We start from the raw sequence: 21,340 nt of genomic DNA on the forward strand, positions 1-21,340 counted from the left end.
CAGCCCTTCTTCATTAATGAATGTCTCGGAATAGTCCAATCACTTTGCCGAGGATGGTAACGTTATTCAAGCGCAGAGGCTCCATAGACGAGTTCTCAGGCTGCAGACGGATATGATCCTTCTCCTTGTAGAAGGTTTTGACCGTCGCTTCGTCGTCCTCCGTCATTGCAACCACGATATCGCCGTTATTCGCCGTCTGCTGCTGGCGGACGATGACATAATCGCCGTTATGGATACCGGCTTCAATCATACTCTCCCCGACAACATTGAGAATAAAAACGTTGTTGTCGCCCACAAAGTGGGACGGCAGCGGGAAGTAGTCCTCAATGTTCTCTGTGGCTGTGATAGGAATGCCCGCTGTAACCTTGCCGACAATGGGCACCTGGGCGATTGGGAATGGAATGACGTTGTCGCTGTCATCCTGATTCAAAATTTCGATCGCGCGCGGCTTGGTTGGATCGCGGCGAATATAGCCTTTCTTCTCCAGCCTGTCCAGATGGCCGTGAACCGTGGAGCTGGACAGCAGTCCTACGGCTTCCGCAATTTCACGTACGGATGGCGGATAACCTTTATCCCGAACCTCTTGCTTAATAAATTCAAGGATCGAATGTTGCCTTTTGGACAGCTTCGACACGCAAATCAACTCCATTCGTATTATTGTGTCAAATTATAACACAGAACCGAGGTTCGTACAAACATAAGTTCTCAAGCTCAAACGTTCGTATTTTGTATTGACTGGAACGTTTGTTCGTGTTAATCTAATAGCAGAACAAATGTTTGGGGTGCTGATAATGATCATGATAAATCAAGGTACATACCGTTCCATTTATAACTCTAAGTGCTCGGCAGATGACGCTATTGCGTCGGGTTCTACTATTCAATGGCTTAGGACTCATGGTCTGAAGCTGCTTGTATGCCTGCTACTTGCCCTTCTTATATTCACGAGCTTCTTATTAATACATACAAACGCATCAGGCGGGGACGATACGAGTGGGGATGAATGGCGAGTGACCGTTGGGAGCGGCGACACGCTGTGGTCGATCGCAAGCCGCCATGCCGAGGCCGGCGATGATATCGGTTATCTGGTTTACCGTATCAAGCAGCGGAATGGCTTGGAGAACGTCACCATCCATCCTGGACAGCAGCTTATTATTCCAGGCTCATAATATGGCATATGAATCAGAGCATGATGGCCCAGCAACGGCGATGATGCTCTTTTTTTGTTGGAATGAGGTGTTCTTGACAAGATAATAGTGGAAGTGTCAAAGTAAGGAGAGTATGTTCGCAGCTAGAGAGGGGTGTAGGAGAGAGATGGATTTTGATTCACTGATTGCTCGGATTAATGAATTGTCCCGCAAAAACAAAGCCTCAGGGCTTACAGAGGAAGAAACAAAGGAAAGGGACGAGCTAAGGCAGCAATACTTGAACAATTTCAAACGGAATTTCAAGCAGCAGTTGGACTCCATCAAATATGTGGAGGACGAAGAGGATAACGTCAAGCATTAACAGGAGTACGAATTGGAACAGAAACGGGAGGAATCCGATTGTCACGTTCATGGGAGCGCAAGGTGCGCAAAAATATGAGCAAAATCAATCTTGCAAGAAAGAAGCAGGGGACAGGTCAGATCATATTAAACGGAGACAAGCATGAGCGATATGTTGGCCGTAATTTTGCCCTGCCAGCCTTGCTGGTGATGTTCGCTTTGTTCTATGTTGTCATGATGCTGAATACGCCAACCTTTAAGGCCGATACGATGTTTTGGGTGACGATTGGGTGTTATGTCATGCTGGCCGCCTTATTTTTCCTGCGCCGTCCTTATTTGAGCATCGGCAGAGATTATGTGCAGTCGCGCCGTTTCGGCGGAGACAAGCGGCTTGGGGTTAAGGATATCAAGAGCATTCGCGCTCAGAACGGCTATGTAACCGTCATTCCGCAGAGAGGTGCGGGCTGGACCTTCTCTCGCCTTCTGAACCGTTTTCAAACGGATGAGATGACCGAGAAGCTGAAGGCATTCTCGGCCGCGCATCATATACCTTTTGAACAAAATGATTAGCTGAGGGAGAAGAGGAGCAAATGGCAAAGCAAGCGGTATTATTCGATTTGGACGATACGCTGCTGTGGGATGACCGCAGCGTAAAGGAAGCTTTTGAGGCGACATGCCAGGCTGGCGCGGACGCCGCCGGAGTAGACCCGGAGGAGCTGGAGACTGCAGTTCGCAAGGAAGCGAGAGCCCTGTATGAATCCTATGAGACATTCCCGTTCACGAAGATGATCGGCATCAATCCATTTGAAGGGCTATGGGCAAATTTTGCAGGGGGCGAGCAGGAGGAATTCCGCAAGCTGCAGAGCCTTGCGCCAGCATACCGCAAGGCGGCTTGGACGCTCGGGCTGAAGGCGCTTGGCGTAGAAAACGAGGAGCTGGGCGCGAAGCTAGCTGAGCAATTCCCCGCTGAACGCCGCAAACGTCCCATCGTTTACGACGAAACCTTTGCGGTGCTGGACCAGCTGAAGGGCAAATACAAGCTGCTCCTGCTGACGAACGGTTCTCCGGATCTGCAGAAGGAGAAGCTGGATGGCGTGCCTGCGCTAATCCCGTATTTTGACCATATTATTATTTCCGGCGAATTTGGTGAAGGCAAGCCTGCCGCTTCGATCTTCAAGCATGCGCTGGAGAGGCTGGGCATCGAGCCGGAGCACGGCATTATGGTAGGGGACAAGCTGACAACGGACATTCTTGGCGCCAACACGATCGGTATGACGTCGGTGTGGGTGAACCGTCATGGCATGACCCGGACGGATGAGATTGTTCCAACCTACGAAATCGGGAATTTGGAAGAGCTGCTTACTATTCTTGAGCACTAACCAATAGAAGAAGCCCCTGCGCCGTGGATTTGCTCCACAGCGAGGGGCTTTTTGCTTCAAAATATAAGAAAGTATAAGCTTTCTCTATACTGTGCTTATATTTTAACGCGAAACGTAGGCTGCTCTGCCAAAGAACGGCGCAGCCGTTTACGCTTGACTTTTTCTGTTTATTGGGCAAATGCAGGATCCGCGAACGGATGCGCGATCCAGCCCTCCGTCTCGATAAACAGGCGTACCGCAACAATTTGACGGTTGTCCATCAGCGTGAAGAAATGCGGCTTGTGCTCAGGGACGGAGATGACATCGCCGGCCTCAAGCTCGACGTCGAAATAGCCAACATCATCCGTTCCTTTAATAATAAAGATTCCGCGTCCAGCCGTAATGGCACGAACCTCGTCTTCTGTGTGCGTATGCACGTTTTCGAATTTTTTGAGCAGCTCCTCCAGATTGGGAGTCGCGTCGGACAAGGCGACGATGTCCCAGGTTTTGTAGCCGCGGCGTTCTGCCAAATCACGAATTTCCGTGTCGAAGGTGGCGAGAATTTCTGCTTTCTCCTCATCGGAGAGAACAAATTTATTTTGCAGGCTTTCAGAAAGCTTGCTTGGGTCCCAATGCTCGTACAGAACCTCTTGGCTTTCCAGAAAAGCGCGTACGTTTTCTTCTCCTTTAATCCGTTCCTCTGTATTGCGAATTCGAATTTCAGCCATACCTAATCCCTCATTTCCCATAGAAAATTAATAATAGGATCATTATAATTCAAAAGAGAATGATTGTCGATTGGATGTTCCTTTTCAGTCTTGTTCGATTCTGTTAGACTATAATGTAATGATTTCGGGAAGGGTGTAGCACTATGTCGACTACTACGTTAGAACAGCTGCTGAAGGAGCGTATTCTCATTCTGGACGGCGCAATGGGTACAATGATTCAGCAGGCGAATTTGACGGAGGATGATTTCGGGGGGGCGGAGCTGGACGGCTGTAATGAAATGCTGGTCCTGACTCGCCCTGACGTCATCTCCTCTATTCACGAGCAATACCTGGAAGCGGGAGCGGATATCCTGGAGACCAATACGTTCGGCGCGGCAAGCGTGGTGCTGGCGGAATACGATATCCCGGAGAAGGCGAGAGAAATCAATCTTGCCGCGGCAAGATTGGCCCGGGAAGCCTGCGACAAATACAGCACGCCGGACAGACCGCGATTTGTAGCGGGCGCGATAGGGCCTACGACCAAAACGTTGTCCGTTACAGGCGGGGTTACATTCGATGAGCTGGTGGAGAGCTATTACGAGCAAGCGCTTGCTCTGATGGAGGGACAGGTCGACGCGATGCTGCTGGAGACCTCCCAGGACACGCTGAACGTCAAGGCTGGAAGCATCGGCATCCGCAAGGCGTTCGAGACGCTTGGCAGAGAGGTGCCGATTATGATCTCGGGCACCATTGAGCCAATGGGGACCACACTGGCGGGGCAGACGATTGAATCGTTCTACATATCCCTTGAGCATCTGAAGCCGATTTCGGTTGGACTGAACTGCGCCACGGGCCCTGAATTTATGCGTGACCATATTCGTACGCTGAGCGAAATCGCAAGCTCGGCTGTCAGCTGCTACCCGAACGCCGGTCTGCCGGACGAAAACGGTCAATATCATGAATCGCCGGAATCCCTGGCGCTGAAGATGTCCGCCTTTGCGGAGCAAGGCTGGCTGAACATAGCGGGCGGCTGCTGCGGCACGACGCCTGATCATATTCGCGCGATGGCGGAGACGATGGCCAGGTACGCGCCACGCACGAGGCTGGGCTCCCATCCGGATGCCGTATCGGGCATCGACACGGTGTTCATCGAAGCGGACAATCGCCCCATCATGATTGGCGAGAGAACGAACATCTCCGGCTCGCGCAAGTTCAAGAGGCTTATTAAGGAAGAGAAATTCGATGAAGCCTCCGAAATTGCACGCGCGCAGGTGAAGGGCGGAGCCCATGTCATCGACATCAACCTGCAGGATACGGATATTGACGAGGCTTATGCCGTTCATCAGTTCCTGCCTCAGGTTGTGAAGAAGATTAAAGCGCCGCTTATGCTGGACTCCACCTACGATCATATTATTGAGCTGGGTCTCAAGTATTCCCAGGGCAAAGCTATCATTAACTCCATTAACCTGGAGGACGGCGAATCCAAATTCGAGAAGATTGTGCCTCTGATTCACCGTTATGGGGCCGCCGTTGTTATGATTCTGATTGACGAACGGGGACAGGCGGTATCCCGCGAGGCGAAGCTGGAGGTGGCGGATCGTTCATACAAGCTTCTCACGGAAAAATACGGCTTAAATCCGTCGGACATTATTTTTGATCCCAATATGTTCCCGGTAGGCTCCGGCGATCCGCAATATATTGGTTCGGCTGTCGAGACGCTTGAGGGCATACGCATGATCAAGGAGAAATATCCCGAGACCAAAACGATTCTTGGCCTAAGCAATATTTCGTTTGGCCTGCCGGATGCCGGCCGCGAGGTGCTGAACTCCGTTTATTTGTACCATGCCACCAAAGCCGGTCTGGATTATGCGATTGTGAACACGGAGAAGCTGGAGAGGTATGCGTCCATCCCTGAGGAGGAGCGCAGGCTTGCGGAAGAGCTGATCTATCATACCAATGACGAGACGCTGGCGGCGTTTGTGGCGGCATTCCGTAACAAGAAGGTGGAGAAGAAGGAGAAGATTTCTAACCTGACCTTGGAGGAGCGCCTGGCTTCTTATATCGTAGAGGGCACCAAGGAAGGGCTTATCCCTGATCTGGACGAAGCGCTTAACAAATACGCGCCGCTGGAAATAATTAATGGACCGCTCATGAGGGGCATGGAGGAGGTCGGCCGGTTGTTCAACAACAACGAGCTGATTGTTGCCGAAGTGCTGCAGAGCGCTGAAGTGATGAAGGCCTCCGTCAGCCACTTGGAGCAGTTTATGGAGAAATCGGAGTCGTCGGTGAAGGGCAAGATCATTCTGGCGACGGTGAAGGGCGATGTGCATGACATCGGCAAAAACCTGGTGGAGATTATTCTCTCTAACAACGGGTACAAAATCATTAACCTGGGCATCAAGGTGCCGCCGGAGCAGCTGATTGAAGCTTACCGCAAGGAAAAAGCGGATGCCATCGGACTGTCCGGCCTGCTCGTCAAATCGGCGCAGCAGATGGTGATTACCGCGCAGGATATGCGAAACGCGGGCATTGACGCTCCCATTCTAGTCGGAGGCGCGGCGTTGACCAGGAAGTTCACCAAAACAAGAATTGGCCCGGAATATGACGGTCTGGTGCTCTACGCCAAGGATGCCATGGATGGACTGGATATCGCGAACAAGCTGATGGACCCGAACCATCGGAGAACGCTTGAGGAGGAGCTTGCGGCTTACAAAGCCGCTGCCGCAACCGAGCTGGAGGAAACGAAGGTCATGCCTCAGCTGACGCGCGCTGTTCGATCGAAGATCAGCCCGGATGCGCCGGTGTTCGCCCCGCCGGATCTGGAGCGCCATATCCTGCGCAATGTGCCGATTCCGCACATCGTGCCGTATGTCAATATGCAGATGCTGCTGGGCCATCATTTGGGACTGAAGGGAACGGTCGACAAGCTGCTAGCCGATGGCAATGAGAAGGCGGTTCAGTTAAAGGAAACGGTGGACGCCATTCTGAAGGAAGGCAGCGAGCAAGGCTATTTGAAGGCTCATGGCATGTACCGCTTCTTCCCGGCGCAGTCCTCCGGCAACGACGTCATCATCTATGACCCGCAGGACCCTGCCAAGGAAATTAAACGATTCTCATTCCCTCGCCAGCAGGTAGAGCCTTATCTCTGTCTGGCGGACTACCTGAAATCCGTGGAGAGCGGCGTGATGGACTACGTCGGCTTCCTAGTAGTGACTGCGGGAGAGGGCATTCGCGAGCTGGCCGGCGAATGGAAGGACAAGGGCGATTATCTTCGCTCCCATGCGCTCCAATCCGTTGCGCTGGAGGTAGCGGAGGGTCTGGCGGAGCGCGTCCATCATATGATGCGCGACATTTGCGGCTATCCCGACCCAGCGGATATGACGATGAAGCAGCGTCTCGGCGCGCGTTATCAGGGCATCCGCGTATCGTTTGGTTATCCGGCCTGTCCGAATCTGGAGGATCAGGAGCCGCTGTTCGAGCTGATGCAGCCTGCCGATATCGGGGTCGAGCTGACGGAAGGCTGCATGATGGAGCCTGAGGCTTCGGTGTCCGCTATGGTATTCGCCCATCCGGAGGCACAATATTTTAATGTAGAGAAGGTATAAGGCAACCGTAACCGAGCCTTCCGACAATCGATTCCGGGAATCGAGCGCGGAGGGCTCCTTCTTATCCTGGAAGCGAGGCGTTAAATAATGAAGTTGTGGTTTTTGGGAACCGGTGCCGGGAGACCGAATAAGCATCGGAACGTCACGTCGATCGCGCTTCAGCTGCCTGAGCCCGATTCAGCTTGGTGGCTGTTTGATTGCGGAGAAGCGACCCAGCATCAGCTTATGGAGATTCCGCTTAAGCTGAGCAAGCTGGACAAGGTGTTTATTACGCACATGCACGGCGATCACGTGTATGGATTGCCCGGTCTGCTCAGCACGCGCTCCTTCGATGGAGGCGTTACCCCGCTGACGGTATACGGCCCTGTCGGGCTTGCGGCTTACTTGGACACGGTATTCAAGCTAACGGGCACCAGTCTGGACTACGAGCTTACGATTCAGGAGCTTCAAGAGACTCACGGTACGATTTGCGTCGATGAGACGATAACCGTAGAAGCGGGTCCGCTTCGGCACCGCGTGCCCTGCTTTGGCTACCGGGTCGTGGAAGCCGATGCACCGGGCCCGCTGCTGGCGGAGAAGGCCAAAGCGCTGGGCGTCTCGCAGGGACCGATGTTCGGGAAGCTGAAGGGCGGCGAGGCGGTAACATTGGCAAACGGCAAGGTTGTTCAGCCAAGCGAGGTTACGGATGGCGTATGGGAGGGACGGATTGTTACGCTGTTAGGCGATACCAGCCCCTGCGCAATGGCGCTCACGCTGGGCGCTCAAGCGGATGTCCTCGTACATGAAGCAACGTTTGCCGCAGGGCTGGAGGAGAAAGCGCATGAATTCGGCCATTGCACGACAATCGAAGCGGCTTACGCTGCACGAGACGCAGGGGCGAGACGGCTGGTCATGACCCACTTCAGCGGCAGATATGCCAATGAGGAGCTTGAGCGCTTGGAGACTGAGGCAGCCGCCGTGTTCCCCAATGTGACTGCCGCGAAGGACCTCAGCTCATTGGAGATTCCAAGAAGGCATAAGTCAAACGGCGAAACGTTGGTGTAACACGCCAAGGGCATTGCCGAGCGAACATATATTCTGTACAATATAGTTCGAATCCATATGGAATATCGGTTGGCAGCGGGAGAGCGGCAGAAGGGGGAGATGGCGATGAACAAGTGGACAGGACGAGCGTCCAGTCTGGAGGAGTGGCTGGAGCATCTTAGATCGAATCGTGAATTAATGGAGAACGTGACGCACTGGCGTACGCTGCCTTCCCGTGATGCCGTGTACGCTCCGCTGCCGGAGGATTTGGAGCCTGCGTGGCGGGAAGCGCTGCGTATGAGAGGCATCGACAAGCTATATTCGCATCAGGCGTCCGCATATGAGGCGGTCAGGCGGGGACACCATGTTGTAACAGTCACGCCAACGGCGTCCGGGAAGACGTTATGCTACAACCTGCCGGTCGTGCAGAGCATTCTGCAGAACGAGGAGGGACGCGCGCTTTATCTGTTCCCGACCAAGGCGCTTGCCCAGGATCAGGTTGCGGAGCTGCAGGTATTGGCTGATCTGATGGACAGCGGCATCAAGACCCATACCTATGACGGAGACACGCCGCCGACAGTCAGAACGGCGATTCGCAATTCGGGTCATATCGTGGTGACCAATCCCGATATGCTGCATTCCGCTATTTTGCCTCATCATACCAAATGGGTGAAGCTGTTCGAAAACATCAAGTTTATTGTCATCGACGAGGTTCACGCTTACAGGGGCATATTCGGCAGCCATGTGGCGAACGTGATTCGCAGGCTGAAGCGGATATGCCGATTCTATGGCTCAAGCCCGCAGTTCATATGCGCCTCGGCGACGATCGACAATCCAAAGGAGCATGCGGAGCGGCTGATCGGCGAGGCGGCGGTGCTGGTGGACAACAATGGCGCGCCGATGGGCGAAAAGCATTTTGTCATGTACAACCCGCCCGTTGTGAACAAGCAACTGGGCATTCGCCGCAGCAGCGTATTGGAGACGCAGAAGCTGGCCGCGATGCTGCTCAAGCAGGGTGTGCAGACGATCGTATTCGCCCGTAGCCGGGTACGCGTGGAGCTGCTGCTTACCTACCTGCAGGAGCTGATTCGCGATAAGCTGGACGCCAAGACGATCCGAGGCTATCGCGGCGGCTATCTGCCTAAGCTGAGGCGCGAGATTGAGAAGGGGCTGCGAACAGGAGAAATTCGCGGCGTCGTCAGCACAAACGCGCTGGAGCTTGGCATCGATATCGGGCAGCTGCAGGCCTGTGTCATGAACGGCTACCCCGGCACGATCGCAAGCACCTGGCAGCAATCCGGCCGCGCGGGGAGACGGCAGGAAAGCTCGGTCACCTTCCTGGTGGCGAGCAGCAATCCCCTGGATCAATATATGATACAAAATCCGGACTTCTTCTTCGCGCATCCACCGGAGCGGGCGCTTATCCATCCCGACAACCTGCTGGTGCTGATTGATCATGTGAAATGCGCGGCGTATGAGCTTCCCTTCCGGGAAGGCGAGACGTTCGGAGAGGAACGGCTTGAGGATATGATGGAGTTTCTGGTGGAGGAGAAGGTGCTGCATCACGCGGGAGGCCGCTGGTATTGGATGGAGCAGTCCTTCCCCGCGCATGGCATTTCCTTGCGTTCTGCGGCACAGGAGAACTTCATTATTATTGATAGGACAACAAGCGAGCATCGGGTGCTGGGAGAGGTTGACCGGTTCAGCGCGCCAACCTTGATTCACGAAGAGGCGATATATATTCACGAAGGCGTGCAGTTCCAGGTCGAGAAGCTGGACTATCCCGAGAAGAAGGCGTATGTCAGAGAGGTGGACGTCGATTATTATACCGATGCCAACCTGGCCGTGGAGCTTAAGGTGCTGCATGTTGACAAGGAGCAGGAGACAGGCGAGCTGCTGCGCCAATACGGTGAGCTGACCGTAAATGCCAAAGCGACGATTTTCAAAAAAATTCGGCTGCGCACGCATGAAAATATCGGCTCTGGGCCTATCCACCTTCCCGAGGAGGAGCTTCATACAAGCGGATATTGGTTCTCCTTCAGCGAGGAGGCGGCAGCCCGCAAGAGCAAAAACGAGATGCAGCACGCGCTGCTGGGCATCGCGAACGTTCTGGTGCATATCGCGCCGCTATATCTGATGTGCGATCCCTTCGACATCCGGGTCGTGCCGCAGGTGAAGGCGGTCCATTCGCAGCGCCCGACAATCTATTTCTACGACCGGTATCCCGGGGGTATCGGCCTTAGCGAACGCTTGTACGAGGTGCATGATGAGCTGATCCGCCATGCGCAATCCATGATTACAGCCTGCGTCTGCCTCAGCGGCTGTCCGGCCTGCGTCGGGCCGATCGAGGAGGTTGGCCTGCTCGGCAAGGAGCAGGCGCTTCAGCTGCTTCGCGAGGCGGGTGGATCGGCATGAGCGGTCTGCGTGAGCGTATGAATCGGTTGAAGGGAGCATCGGGGGAAGCTGTCCAATCGTCTGCCGATGACTCGCTGAGGCAAGGGCAGGCTGATGGGGCGGCGGAAGCTTCGGCGCAGCAGACTATTAGGGATGGCGAGGCGCTGCATCCCGGATTCGCGGCCTATGACGTACAGCTATGCCAGACAGAGTGGGGCTCTTATTTGGTTCGGAGAACCGTGTATCCGCTGGCCTATCGTCATGGCACACATCAGCTGGGTGAGCTCCTTGAAGCCGCTGCCGGGCTGGAGGCGTTCCATGAAGGGGCAGGCGCGCCTTCGGCGGAGAGCATTCTGTACCTCGATCTGGAGACGACGGGTCTTGGAGTCGGCGCTGGCAATGTACCGTTTATGATCGGAATCGCCTATAAGAAGAACGAAGCTTTTGTCATAGAGCAATCCCTAATTCGCCATCCCGCGGAGGAGTTTGCGATGCTGATGGATTTGCAGCACAAGCTTCGCAATTTCTCTTATTTGGCTACATATAATGGGAAGACGTTCGACTGGCCGCTGGTCGTTAATCGAATGATTATGAATGCCATCGGCTCTTCGCCTTGGCAGCCGCGGCATCTCGATTTTTTGCATCCTTCGCGATCGATATGGAGGAACACGCTTACATCCTGCAAGCTGAGCCATATTGAAGAGGAACGACTGGGGATTGAGCGCGAGAATGATGTGCCGGGCTCGCTTGCGCCACAGCTCTATTTTCAATTTCTGAGTGACGGTGACCCCGCGCCGCTGGAGGGTGTCTTCCGGCATAACGAGCTGGATCTGATGTCGCTCGCCTGCCTGTCTATTCGTTTCGGATTTCTACTGCAGGAGCAAATATTTCAGCGCATTCCTTATCCCGTTGAAGCGGAGGAGCTGGTCAGAACAGGCTTGTGGCTCAGCAGGATGGGACGCGCCGGGCTGCCGGAGGAGCTCTTCGCCCTTGTCGTCTCATCGGAAACGGCCCATTCTTCATCTTTGCTTAAGCTGGCGGCTGCCGATAAGAAAGCTGGAAATTGGGAACGTGCTGTGTTATTGTGGCAGAAAGCCATCGCACATGCGGGAGAACGGGAGCATGAGGATGCGGGGGAAGCCTGTGTAGAGCTGGCGATGTATTATGAGCACCGCGACAAGCGGCTGGAGACGGCTCTCGCATTCGCGAACGGGGCGCTGGAGCGGTGGCGCCTTGGCAGGGGCTATGGCAGACCGGGGGCGAAGCTTGCAGCCGAGCTTGCAGCCTTGCAGAACCGGGTGTCAAGACTGGTAAGGAAGCTTGAGCTGGAGAGAGCGAGAAAGAAGGCTTAATGATGAAATCTATTGCAACGGCCAAAGGCCTGTTAATTGATTTGGACGGCACCTTGTATCATGGCCATGTTCGAATTGAAGGAGCGGACCGTTTCATCGGTTATTTGCGCTCGAATGGCATTCCGTATTTATATGTGACCAATAATTCATCGGCAACACCGGAGGAGGTTGCGTCCAGGCTGGTCGGAATGGGTATTCCGGCTGAAGCGGAGGATGTATGCACTTCCGCTCAGGCGGCCGCGGGGCATATTGCAGAGACATCGCCGGGAGCATCCGTGTTCGTCATCGGGGAATCGGGTCTGTGCACCGCTCTGCTGGACGCTGGACTGCATCTGACAGAGAAGGAGCCGGATTACGTCGTGCAGGGCATCGATCGCCAGCTGACCTATGAACGTGCGGCGCGCGCAGTGACGTTCATACGAGGAGGGGCAGGCTCTATTCTGACGAATCCTGATCTTCTGCTGCCAACGGCCGGCGGCTTCATGCCGGGAGCGGGCTCTATTGGCGCTATGCTGCAGGCTGCGTCAGGCGTTAAGCCAACGCTGATAGGCAAGCCCTCAGACATTCTGATGAACTATGCGCTAGGCAGGCTTGGCACACTCGCGGATGAAACCTGGGTGATCGGCGACAATGTGGCTACGGACATCGCGGCTGGCATTGCGGCTGGCTGCGGCACGATGCTGCTGCTGACGGGCCTGACAAATGCGGACAATATGGAGCATTATATAGAAGCAGCCGGCTGCAAGCCAGACTCCATCTGCCAGAGCCTGGATCAACTGATCGCGGAGCTCGGCAGACGCAGCTAAGGGATTGGATAAGGAACAGAAGCACACGCAGGGAGGATTAAAGCTTATATGCAGGAACTTCCGGAGGTAGACATCTATCGGGCGATGCTCGCCGAGCGTTATGCGGGAGCCCAGATTACAGCTATGCATATCCATAACGAGCTGATCGAAGCCGATGCGGCTCAATCGCTGGTACAAGACGTCGTCGGCCAAACGATTTGGTTCGTGGAACGAAGAGCCCAGCATCTGGTATTCCATCTCGACAACGGGAAACGCCTTATGATTCAGGTCAGTGAGGGTGTGACGGTATACAGCGGCTTTATAACGGATGGGGAAGAGCGCGGAGCTCCGTCTCTTACCCTGGAATTCCAGGAACGGCGATTGTCGCTGTATGGCTTGCTGCCAGAGGACTTCTCTATTCTGTCTGTCAAGGCGCTTGAAACCTATATGAAAGCGTTCGGTATGGATCCGCTAGACAAGCGATTGACCGCCGGCCGTCTTATGGAGCGCTTCGCCAAAAAAAGAAGCTCCATCAAAACCGCCTTATTGGATGAGAGGCTGCTGACAGGCATCGGCAATGTGTACGCCGATGAAATTCTATTCGAAGCCCGGCTCCGGCCGGAGGCCAAGGTGTCGTCATTAGTTGAGCAAGAATGGGCGAGCCTGTATGAGGCGATTGTGTATGTGCTTCGGGAAGCGATATCGCATGGAGGGGTTGGCAAAGCTCCGATGTTCGAAGGCGATATTATAACAGGCGGCTATTCGGAGCGCCTTCAGGTATATGGCCGTGCAGGGGAAGCCTGCTACCGATGCGGGGGAACGGTCCGAAGGGTTGCCGTCGGCAGCCGCAAGGCGTACGTATGCGAAGGCTGTCAAGGCGACACCACTCCGAAGGAGCCGGAAGCGTCATCAGTGCCGCAATAACGAGGAGGCGGTCTCATGATTCACGTCTATTTGGACGATTATCGAAGCTGCCCGGCGGGCTTTGTATTAGCTCGTACGGCCGAGGAGTGCAAGTTGTTAATCCGTCATGAGAGGATTGACATCCTTTCGCTGGACTACGACTTAGGCTGGGGGCAGCCAACGGGCTTCGATGTTGTCCGCTATCTGACGGATGCCGGGCGATACCCGAAGCGCATCTATCTGCACACCTCCAGCGCGGCCGGCAAGGGGCACATGTACCAGCATTTGTCCCAGCATGTGCCGGCGCAATGCCAGCTGTTCGGGGGACCCATGCCGCAGGCTCTGCTGGAGCAAATTGCAAGCAACGCGGGGGGCTGAGGCTGCAGTATGCTGCTCTGTATTTACTAAACGATGAAAGAGGCTAGTACAACTGTGAGTCAATGGATCGGTACGTCGAATCAAACCTATGCCCCCTACGCGATAGAGGAGCTTCGCAGATTGCTGCCGGGCGCAAGCTTCACACAGCTCGCGGCTGGCGAAGTTTTTATGATGGAATGCCCCATGGAGCGTGAGGAGGTGCTTGCGCTGATCCGCGAGCGAGAGCCTATCTTCCTCAGGCATATCCAGCCGGTGGACAGATCCATGCGCGTAAGCGGCAGCGCTGCTGATCTGGAAGGCTTATCTGAGATGATACGGAACGCGAGACTGATGTTTATGGACAAGCGGACGGCGGTCCATATTCGGAGAAACGTGAAATCCGCCTTTCATTATTCCGCGTCGGATACGAAGGCGCTGCTAGACGCCGTGCTGGAGGAATGGGATGCCGAGCCGGTTGTGCAGCAGCCGGAGGTCGTTATCTCCATCTATGCGGCGGACGATCAGCTTTATGTCGGCTTTGCGCCCCCTGCGGACATGCTGTCGGATTGGCCCGGCGGCGCGGTCCGCTTCCAGCGGGAGGAGGGCCAGGTGTCTCGCGCCAAGTTCAAGCTGCTTGAAGCGGAGCGGACATTTGGACTGCAATACAGCGACTATCGCTCGGCCGTTGATATCGGCGCCGCACCAGGCGGCTGGACGTCGCTCCTGCTGGAGAGAGGTCTTCGGGTTACCGCCATTGATCCCGCTGATATGCACCCTTCGCTCCTGTCGCATCCCTTGCTTACTCATCTGAAGCAGAACGCTTCCGACGCGAAGCTGCCTCTTCAAGGCTTCGACCTGCTTGTATGCGATATGAGCTGGAGCCCGATGCTCATGAGCCGTCTAGTGCTGGATCTGAAGGAAAGTCTGAAGGAGGGCGCGGACGCTATAGTCACTGTGAAGCTGATGCATCGCAAGCCGCTTCAGACGATTCGCGAGGTGATGGAGCGGCTGTCCACCGCATTCCATGTAAGGAAGGCGAAGCAGCTCTTCCATAATCGCGAAGAAATTACGCTTCATTTGCGCAAAAAATGATTCTATTGTTGGGAATTCAGCCAATATGCTACAATGAACAAAGCTTATAATCATGGAAGGGAAAGCATCCCGAAACCGTCTGCCTGCGGCAGTCGATTTCGGGGTGCTTTTCTTTCGTTAACGGAGGCGCGCCATGAGAGGAGTCAGCCCATCGCAAGGCATTTGGGAGAAGGGCACGGTTATTGGAGGGCGGTACCGCGTAGTTCGAGCGGTTGGTCAAGGCGGCATGGGCATTGTGTACGCCGTGGAGGATTTGAAGCTCGGCTCCACGCTGAGAGCGATGAAGGTAACAAGGGGGCAGCTTGGGGAAAGCGTATATTCAGAGGAGGCCGTTACGTTAATGGGATTAAATCATCCCAACCTTCCGCTGATTACGGATTATTATTCGCCGCAGCAAATGGATGGCCATGAAATATTGATTATGGATCTTGTAGAAGGGGAATCGCTGGCAGATATGATGAAAAGCGCGTGCTCCGGGTTTGCGTTCCCCGAGCTGCTGCATATCGGGCTGCAGCTCTGCTCAGCTCTGCATTATTTGCACCAACAGCCCTCTGCGATCATTCATCGGGACTTGAAGCCATCCAATGTGATGATTGACCGGGAGGGCCGCGTGAAGCTGATCGATTTCGGCATATCGCGGCGCTACAAGGAGGGTCAGGCGTTCGATACTGTACAGCTTGGCACGGTTGGCTTTGCCGCTCCCGAGCAGCAGCGGGGGACGCAAAGCGACGTTCGAACTGATATCTATGGCCTAGGGGCACTGCTCTATCATATGGCGACAGGCGGCTCAGTCATGGCGGTGAGGGGCGCGGAGGCCAGCGTGGGCAGACATAGCCGGATGGTGGGGCTGCCCGATGATTACCCTCCGGCATTCGGCTCCGTGCTGGAGCGCATGCTCCAGCCGGTGCCCCAGCATCGCTACCAGACGATGCAGGCTGTCGATCAAGCGCTGCGAGCTTTCACGTCCTATGGCAGCGCCAGTCTGGACAGGACAAAGGACTGGCGCAGCCGCGCAAACGCTCGCAAGCCTCACCTTGTAAGTGTTCTATCTATCGCGCCTGGAGCAGGCGCGACACTCCTCTCCATTTCACTTGCCTTCATGCTGAGCAGGAGAGGCGCCGAGGTGACCGCCGCTGAATATTTTGGCGTGGCGCCGGAATGGACGGAGCTGCTGCCCGCGAAGGTTAGGCATGAAGCAGAGGAGCTGGATCGAGCCGTGGCTTATAGGGAGAAGCCGTCCAAGCGCAGCGGCCGCAGCCGTGCCAAATGGCTGGCCCGGCAGACGAACTATGGGGGCGATGCCGAGCAAGCGGCGAGAGAGTTCGAGCAGCAGCTGAGACAGCATAGCCAGGCTGTAACCGTTATTGATTTTTCGAGCAGCTGGCAGGATCGGCACGCCATGTATTGGCTTCGGCAGTCGAAGCATGTCATTGCGGTGGGGGATCCCTTTATTGCCAAGTGGCAGGTGGGAGCCCTTCAGCGCTTGATCAAGCTGGGGGAGGAGCTGAAAGCAAGCGACGGCCGTCTGCACTGGATCGCGAACAAGGACGTACGGTTCAAGGGCAGACAGGAATGGCTGTCCTTGTTCCCGGAGCCGCCTCTGGCGTCGGTGCCCCTGCTTCCGCAGGATGCCCTGCTGGGCATGCTTTGGAGCGGAAAGTGGATTCACGATCATACGGTTCTGGATTACAGGCTGAATAAACCCTTATCCAAAATTTGTGAGGCGGTTAGCAGCTCTGTTGAGTAACGCCCTACTTCCTGGTCTCCTTGCATTTCGACTTTTCCTTCATTATGATTGAAAGTGTTATCGGAATGACAACAAAGGAGGTGCTCCGGAGCATGAATGAACGCATTTTGGTCGTTGAGGATGAGGCGGGAATCGCTCGCATCTTGCAGCTGGAGCTAGAGCATGAAGGGTATACAGTAGGGGTAGCCGAGGACGGCCGCAAGGGTTATGAGATGGCCTCTTCCGGCCAATGGCAGCTTGTGCTGCTGGACGTTATGCTTCCCGAGATGAGCGGAATCGAGGTGCTGCGGCTGATTCGGCAGGCGGGCAACCCGGTTCCCATTATATTGCTGACCGCGCGGGATACGGTTCCTGACAAGGTCAGCGGCTTCGAGCATGGCGCCAACGATTATATTACAAAGCCCTTTGCGGTGGAAGAGCTGCTTGCGAGAGTGCGCAACATTCTGCGAATCTTCCAGCAATATCCTAAGGAGGCGGAAGGGTCGGATCTGATCAAGCTCGGAGATCTGTCCATCGAGCTGCGGTCGCGCAAGGTGTACCGCAAGGATCTGCTGATCGAGCTGACGCCGCGCGAGTTCGAGCTGCTCGTCTACCTGGTGGAGAACCGCAATGAGGAGAAATCGCGCGAAGACATTCTGTCCGAGGTGTGGGGCTACGACTTCATCGGCGAAACAAATCTTGTAGACGTCTATATTCGTTATCTTCGCCAGAAGCTGGACAAGGGCTACCGGCACAAGCTGATCCACACGGTGCGAGGCGTCGGTTATATGATAAAGGAGCCTGACGCATGACACTGCGTAAACGCTTTACGCTGTTCACGATTTTTTGGCTTATACTGATCCTAATCTTTTTTAATATTTTTGTGTACTTCTATGTAATCAAGATCACGACGGAGAGCGAGGAAGAGGTCATTACGACGAAGATGAACCTGCTTCTGGAGAACCCCCGCATTCAAAGCGGCCGGGGTCTCAGCTCTCCCGATCTGCTTGAGGAATATCGCAACGTCAACGAAATGATACGCATAATTTCTCCCAACAATCGCGTTCTGAATATCGGCATTGGCTCGCATCCCGTATTAATGGAGCTTCCAGCTGTGTTCGAGGGGTACCATCATTCCGGCATGCTGACCAAAGGCGGGGAGCGTGTCCTGTTTATGCGGGTGCCGATCTTTGAAGGGGATGATGTCATCGCCATGCTGGAGGTGACCCGCATTCTGGACGAGCTCGACAATTATCTTCAAGTATTGGTCGCTGCGCTAAGCGTCACAAGCGCCGGCGCGATTCTGTTCGCCATTTTCGGCACGTACTGGTTCACCTCCAGGCTGACCGCGCCGATTCAGCAAATGGTCAACACGATGAGGGAGATCGATCGCAGCGGGAAGCTGCGCCAGATCGACATGGGCAACCGCGAGGAGTCGGCCGAGCTGCAGCAGCTGATTCGAGCGTTTAATCAAATGATTGAGAGGCTCGACAGGACCTTCGCGAGGCAGAAGCAGTTCGTAGCTGACGCCTCCCATGAATTGAAGACGCCGCTAACGGTTATTAGCAGCTATGCTGGCATGCTCAAGCGCTGGGGAAGAGATGATGAAAAGATAAGGGATGAAGCGGTTGACGCGATTGCCAAGGAAGCGACCAGGCTCCAAAACCTGACAAAGTCGATGCTGATGCTGGCTGAAGCGGAGCAAGAGGATTGGCTGAAGCTGGAGATGTTCGATGTGGTGCAGGTTGTGGACGAGCTGGCAACCATGCTGCAGACGACGTTCCAGAGACCCATTCGCGTCAAGGCCTTGTCCAGAGTCGTTCGAATGATGGGCGACAAGGACAAGGTTCGCCAGCTGCTGGTCATTCTGCTTGACAACGCAATCAAATATTCCAAGGAGCCCATCGATATCTCCATCACCTTGATGAAAAATATAGTCAAGATCGAGGTAAAGGACAAGGGCATGGGCATCCCGGAGAAGGAAATTCCGCATCTGTTCGAGCGCTTCTACCGGGTCGATGGCGCAAGAAGCCGTTCCACCGGCGGCGTAGGGCTCGGCTTATCCATCGCGAAGCGAATCGTAGATCTTCATGAGGGGAAAATTGACGTCTTCAGCCTGCCGGAGCTTGGTACAACCATTACGCTGCAATTCAAGCAGCGCAAATAACATCATTTTCATTTGATGCAGGAAGAGGGAAGCTGTACATGATGACGACACAGCTGTTGTCCATCGGGGATGAATTGCTGGAGGAAGTGCGCAAGCACGGCTCTGTGATGACCTGGCGTGATCGCAGAGCGGATCTCTATCCGGACTGGAGCTGACGGGATGAGGAAAGAGCTGTATCTTCTACATAACGGCAAGCCGCTCAAAGCGTTGATAAGACCTTATGCCGCTGCTGACTTTCAAGGCTTGATCGATGTGCAAAAGGCCTGCTTTCCTCCTCCCTTTCCGGAGGAGCTGCTGTGGAACGAAGCGCAGCTGTCCCAGCATGTTGCCCGGTTTCCAGAAGGCGCACTTTGCATAGAAGCGGACGGCCGCATTATCGGCTCCATGACTGGCTTGATTGTGGATTATAGCCAATACGGCGGTGAGCATACCTGGGAGGCCATTACAGACAATGGGTACATCCGCAATCATGAGCCTGGCGGCGATACGCTGTACGTTGTCGATATTGGCGTCATACCGGCATATCGCAAATCAGGCGCAGGCAAATGGCTGATGTTGACGATGTACGAAACGGTGGTCCATCTGGGGCTTGACCGACTGCTAGGCGGCGGAAGAATGCCGGGCTACGCGGCCAAATCGGATCAGGCTTCTCCGGAGCAATACGTGGAGAATGTTCTGTCAGGCGAATGGAATGACCCTGTTATTACGTTTTTGCTTCGCTGCGGAAGAATGCCCCTCAGCGTCGCACGCAACTATTTGGAGGATGAGGATTCAAAGGGCAATGCGGTTATTATGGAATGGCGCAACCCGTTCCGCCATCCTCGTCAGGAGGGATTGAACTCATGTTAACTTATCATCGCGTCACATCCATTGAGGACCGCTATTTCAAGCCGCTGCATGAGCTGCTGGGCACTATATTTCCGCCGGAGGAGGTGCTTGCTTACGAGCTTTGGCGCGAGCCGCTGGAGGACCCATCGATTCATGTCTACGGGGCGCTGCTAGGCGATGAGGTGGTTGGTGCAACGGAATATCGGTATGATCCCAAGCTTCGCGTCGCTATGACGGACTTCACCATTATTGGCAAGCCAGCGCTTGGTGTAGGCCGGTTCCTGATGCGCAATCGGCAGAAGGATCTGGAGCGTCTGGCAGAAGAGTCAGGCACTGAGCCTATTGGGATGTTCGCGGAAATATATGATCCCTATCGGGCCGCCTCTCACGAATTCGGAGGCGTTACGCCGATGAATCCGTTTGTTCGCCGAGAGGTGCTGTCGCATATCGGCTACAAGAGGCTGGACCTCCAATATGTGCATCCTTCCTGGGATCATGAAGGGGCTGCCGTCACGGAGCTGGATTTAGGCTTTCTGCCTCAGGATGAAGACATGGCAGAGATCGACGCTTCGCTGGTCGCCCAATTTCTGACGGGCTATTACGCCGCATTGCCCAACAAGCCGGCTGAATGGAGCCAAATGGTAGACAAGCTGAGCCGTATGGACAAGGTTGCGCTCCTGCCGCTATGACCACAAGCCTTATATTTCGCGGTACCGGAGACGCGATGGGCGTGCCACGGGTGTATTGCTCCTGTGAGGTTTGCCTGGAAGCGCGAAACGGCGAGGGCAGGAATAAGCGCCTGCGTTCCTCGCTGCAGGTCGACATGGCGGATGGAGGCGTTACATGGATAGATTGTGGTCCGGACTGGGGCCGGCAGATGGAAGCCGCCAATCTGCGCTCCATTGACCGTATGCTCATTACGCACGCTCATTTCGATCATATCGGAGGGCTTCCTGAATGGTATGACGCATGCCGTTGGAGTGATGTCCGAGGCATCGCCTACTCGCCGACAGAGGTTATCGCAGAGATTAACGCCCGTTTCCCATGGCTCTCGTCGCGCATCGAGCTCCGTTCCTTGGATGAGCCGATTGTTATCGGACAGTGGAGGGTAAGGTCATGGCGAGTGAATCACGGAAAAAACGGGTATGCCTACGCTTTCCGGTTCCAGCATGAGCGAAGCGGCTATACGTGGGTCTATTGCTCCGATGCCATCGATCTGACGGAGGAGCAGCAGGAACCGCTTCGAGGCGTAGATCTGCTCATTCTGGGGACAAGCTTCTTCCATGAGCCTTATCCCAGAGAAACTCGCTCCTTGTATGATGTGCGGGAGGCCATGGAGCTGTTCCGGCTTTGGCAGCCGAAGGAAGTTATTCTAACGCATTTATCCCATGACATTCATATCGACCATCGGGACGCTCTTCCCGCCAATGTGCGATATGCAGAAACCGGTATGCGGGTGGAGCTGCAGCTATAAGAAGGGACGGGGCCGCATTATTTTTTTGCGGCTCCGTCCTATATTTATCTGCAGGCGTGGGGAAGCTATGGCAAGAAAAGGAGGA

At 54.9% G+C, this 21,340-nt stretch carries 20 protein-coding genes; 18 read left to right on the plus strand and 2 right to left on the minus strand.

Going from position 1 to position 21,340, the window contains the following annotated elements:
• Window positions 1-13 precede the first annotated feature (13 nt).
• Complete coding sequence (lexA, locus tag AB1S56_RS12185) at window positions 14-634, minus strand: transcriptional repressor LexA (protein ID WP_340867483.1); 621 nt, start codon at window positions 632-634, stop codon at window positions 14-16.
• A 373-nt stretch (window positions 635-1,007) separates the two neighbouring features.
• On the opposite strand from lexA, the gene AB1S56_RS12190 reads away from it, so the two are divergent.
• From AB1S56_RS12190 to AB1S56_RS12205, 4 genes are all read left to right on the plus strand, one after another.
• Window positions 1,008-1,166: a LysM peptidoglycan-binding domain-containing protein gene (locus AB1S56_RS12190; protein WP_340867482.1), complete on the plus strand. Its 159-nt coding sequence runs from the start codon at window positions 1,008-1,010 to the stop codon at window positions 1,164-1,166.
• A 145-nt stretch (window positions 1,167-1,311) separates the two neighbouring features.
• Window positions 1,312-1,506, plus strand: a complete 195-nt coding sequence (locus tag AB1S56_RS12195) for a DUF896 domain-containing protein (protein WP_340867480.1) — start codon at window positions 1,312-1,314, stop codon at window positions 1,504-1,506.
• Window positions 1,507-1,544: 38 nt separating this feature from the next.
• Window positions 1,545-2,054: a hypothetical protein gene (locus AB1S56_RS12200; RefSeq protein ID WP_340867478.1), complete on the plus strand. Its 510-nt coding sequence runs from the start codon at window positions 1,545-1,547 to the stop codon at window positions 2,052-2,054.
• A gap of 20 nt (window positions 2,055-2,074) precedes the next feature.
• Window positions 2,075-2,863: an HAD family hydrolase gene (locus tag AB1S56_RS12205; protein ID WP_340867476.1), complete on the plus strand. Its 789-nt coding sequence runs from the start codon at window positions 2,075-2,077 to the stop codon at window positions 2,861-2,863.
• Between the two features lie 167 nt (window positions 2,864-3,030).
• On the opposite strand, the gene AB1S56_RS12210 is transcribed toward AB1S56_RS12205, so the two are convergent.
• Window positions 3,031-3,570: an acireductone dioxygenase gene (locus tag AB1S56_RS12210; protein ID WP_340867474.1), complete on the minus strand. Its 540-nt coding sequence runs from the start codon at window positions 3,568-3,570 to the stop codon at window positions 3,031-3,033.
• Window positions 3,571-3,713: 143 nt separating this feature from the next.
• Between AB1S56_RS12210 and metH the strand changes: the two genes are divergently transcribed.
• From metH to AB1S56_RS12280, 14 genes are all read left to right on the plus strand, one after another.
• Window positions 3,714-7,154 carry a methionine synthase gene (gene metH / locus AB1S56_RS12215; protein ID WP_340867473.1) on the plus strand — a complete coding sequence of 1,147 codons (3,441 nt, stop codon included), beginning with the start codon at window positions 3,714-3,716 and terminating at the stop codon, window positions 7,152-7,154.
• An 87-nt stretch (window positions 7,155-7,241) separates the two neighbouring features.
• Window positions 7,242-8,198, plus strand: a complete 957-nt coding sequence (gene rnz, locus AB1S56_RS12220) for a ribonuclease Z (protein WP_340867472.1) — start codon at window positions 7,242-7,244, stop codon at window positions 8,196-8,198.
• Between the two features lie 105 nt (window positions 8,199-8,303).
• Window positions 8,304-10,592, plus strand: a complete 2,289-nt coding sequence (locus AB1S56_RS12225) for a DEAD/DEAH box helicase (RefSeq protein ID WP_340867471.1) — start codon at window positions 8,304-8,306, stop codon at window positions 10,590-10,592.
• Entirely contained in the window at window positions 10,589-11,923 is a 1,335-nt protein-coding gene (locus AB1S56_RS12230) for a ribonuclease H-like domain-containing protein (protein ID WP_340867470.1), read from the plus strand. Before AB1S56_RS12225 ends, AB1S56_RS12230 begins: the two co-directional genes overlap by 4 nt.
• A gap of 2 nt (window positions 11,924-11,925) precedes the next feature.
• On the plus strand, window positions 11,926-12,729 hold the full coding sequence (locus tag AB1S56_RS12235; RefSeq protein WP_340867991.1) for a TIGR01457 family HAD-type hydrolase: 804 nt from the start codon (window positions 11,926-11,928) through the stop codon (window positions 12,727-12,729).
• 48 nt (window positions 12,730-12,777) lie between these two features.
• A complete protein-coding gene (locus AB1S56_RS12240; protein WP_340867469.1) occupies window positions 12,778-13,632 on the plus strand; it encodes a DNA-formamidopyrimidine glycosylase family protein in 855 nt (284 codons plus the stop codon).
• Window positions 13,633-13,647: 15 nt separating this feature from the next.
• The gene (locus AB1S56_RS12245; RefSeq protein WP_340867468.1) at window positions 13,648-13,989 is read left to right on the plus strand and encodes a cyclic-phosphate processing receiver domain-containing protein; all 342 of its coding nucleotides are present in this window, start codon (window positions 13,648-13,650) and stop codon (window positions 13,987-13,989) included.
• Between the two features lie 54 nt (window positions 13,990-14,043).
• Complete coding sequence (locus AB1S56_RS12250; protein ID WP_340867466.1) at window positions 14,044-15,060, plus strand: SAM-dependent methyltransferase; 1,017 nt, start codon at window positions 14,044-14,046, stop codon at window positions 15,058-15,060.
• 133 nt (window positions 15,061-15,193) lie between these two features.
• On the plus strand, window positions 15,194-16,807 hold the full coding sequence (locus tag AB1S56_RS12255; RefSeq protein WP_340867465.1) for a protein kinase: 1,614 nt from the start codon (window positions 15,194-15,196) through the stop codon (window positions 16,805-16,807).
• Window positions 16,808-16,899: 92 nt separating this feature from the next.
• Window positions 16,900-17,598, plus strand: coding sequence for a response regulator transcription factor (locus tag AB1S56_RS12260; RefSeq protein WP_340867464.1), 699 nt, complete (start codon window positions 16,900-16,902; stop codon window positions 17,596-17,598).
• Window positions 17,595-18,953 (plus strand): HAMP domain-containing histidine kinase, encoded by a 1,359-nt coding sequence (locus tag AB1S56_RS12265; RefSeq protein ID WP_340867463.1) that lies wholly within the window; start codon window positions 17,595-17,597, stop codon window positions 18,951-18,953. The genes AB1S56_RS12260 and AB1S56_RS12265 overlap by 4 nt, the downstream gene beginning before the upstream one ends.
• Window positions 18,954-19,112: 159 nt before the next feature.
• A complete protein-coding gene (locus tag AB1S56_RS12270) occupies window positions 19,113-19,802 on the plus strand; it encodes a GNAT family N-acetyltransferase (RefSeq protein WP_340867462.1) in 690 nt (229 codons plus the stop codon).
• The gene (locus tag AB1S56_RS12275; protein ID WP_340867461.1) at window positions 19,796-20,470 is read left to right on the plus strand and encodes a GNAT family N-acetyltransferase; all 675 of its coding nucleotides are present in this window, start codon (window positions 19,796-19,798) and stop codon (window positions 20,468-20,470) included. Before AB1S56_RS12270 ends, AB1S56_RS12275 begins: the two co-directional genes overlap by 7 nt.
• Before the next feature lie 35 nt (window positions 20,471-20,505).
• Window positions 20,506-21,255: an MBL fold metallo-hydrolase gene (locus tag AB1S56_RS12280; protein WP_340867989.1), complete on the plus strand. Its 750-nt coding sequence runs from the start codon at window positions 20,506-20,508 to the stop codon at window positions 21,253-21,255.
• Window positions 21,256-21,340 lie beyond the last annotated feature (85 nt).

Source organism: Paenibacillus sp. PL2-23 (assembly GCF_040834005.1).
GTDB lineage: Bacteria > Bacillota > Bacilli > Paenibacillales > Paenibacillaceae > Pristimantibacillus.

Coding starts and splice junctions, on each gene's coding strand:
- AB1S56_RS12225 (WP_340867471.1), top strand. CDS start 8,304: ATGAACAAGTGGACAGGACGAGCGTCCAGTCTGGAGGAGTGGCTGGAG.
- AB1S56_RS12270 (WP_340867462.1), top strand. CDS start 19,113: ATGAGGAAAGAGCTGTATCTTCTACATAACGGCAAGCCGCTCAAAGCG.
- AB1S56_RS12240 (WP_340867469.1), top strand. CDS start 12,778: ATGCAGGAACTTCCGGAGGTAGACATCTATCGGGCGATGCTCGCCGAG.
- rnz (WP_340867472.1), top strand. CDS start 7,242: ATGAAGTTGTGGTTTTTGGGAACCGGTGCCGGGAGACCGAATAAGCAT.
- metH (WP_340867473.1), top strand. CDS start 3,714: ATGTCGACTACTACGTTAGAACAGCTGCTGAAGGAGCGTATTCTCATT.
- AB1S56_RS12230 (WP_340867470.1), top strand. CDS start 10,589: ATGAGCGGTCTGCGTGAGCGTATGAATCGGTTGAAGGGAGCATCGGGG.
- AB1S56_RS12255 (WP_340867465.1), top strand. CDS start 15,194: ATGAGAGGAGTCAGCCCATCGCAAGGCATTTGGGAGAAGGGCACGGTT.
- AB1S56_RS12275 (WP_340867461.1), top strand. CDS start 19,796: ATGTTAACTTATCATCGCGTCACATCCATTGAGGACCGCTATTTCAAG.
- AB1S56_RS12245 (WP_340867468.1), top strand. CDS start 13,648: ATGATTCACGTCTATTTGGACGATTATCGAAGCTGCCCGGCGGGCTTT.
- AB1S56_RS12205 (WP_340867476.1), top strand. CDS start 2,075: ATGGCAAAGCAAGCGGTATTATTCGATTTGGACGATACGCTGCTGTGG.
- AB1S56_RS12235 (WP_340867991.1), top strand. CDS start 11,926: ATGAAATCTATTGCAACGGCCAAAGGCCTGTTAATTGATTTGGACGGC.
- AB1S56_RS12265 (WP_340867463.1), top strand. CDS start 17,595: ATGACACTGCGTAAACGCTTTACGCTGTTCACGATTTTTTGGCTTATA.
- AB1S56_RS12195 (WP_340867480.1), top strand. CDS start 1,312: ATGGATTTTGATTCACTGATTGCTCGGATTAATGAATTGTCCCGCAAA.
- AB1S56_RS12260 (WP_340867464.1), top strand. CDS start 16,900: ATGAATGAACGCATTTTGGTCGTTGAGGATGAGGCGGGAATCGCTCGC.
- AB1S56_RS12280 (WP_340867989.1), top strand. CDS start 20,506: ATGGGCGTGCCACGGGTGTATTGCTCCTGTGAGGTTTGCCTGGAAGCG.
- AB1S56_RS12210 (WP_340867474.1), bottom strand. CDS start 3,570: ATGGCTGAAATTCGAATTCGCAATACAGAGGAACGGATTAAAGGAGAA.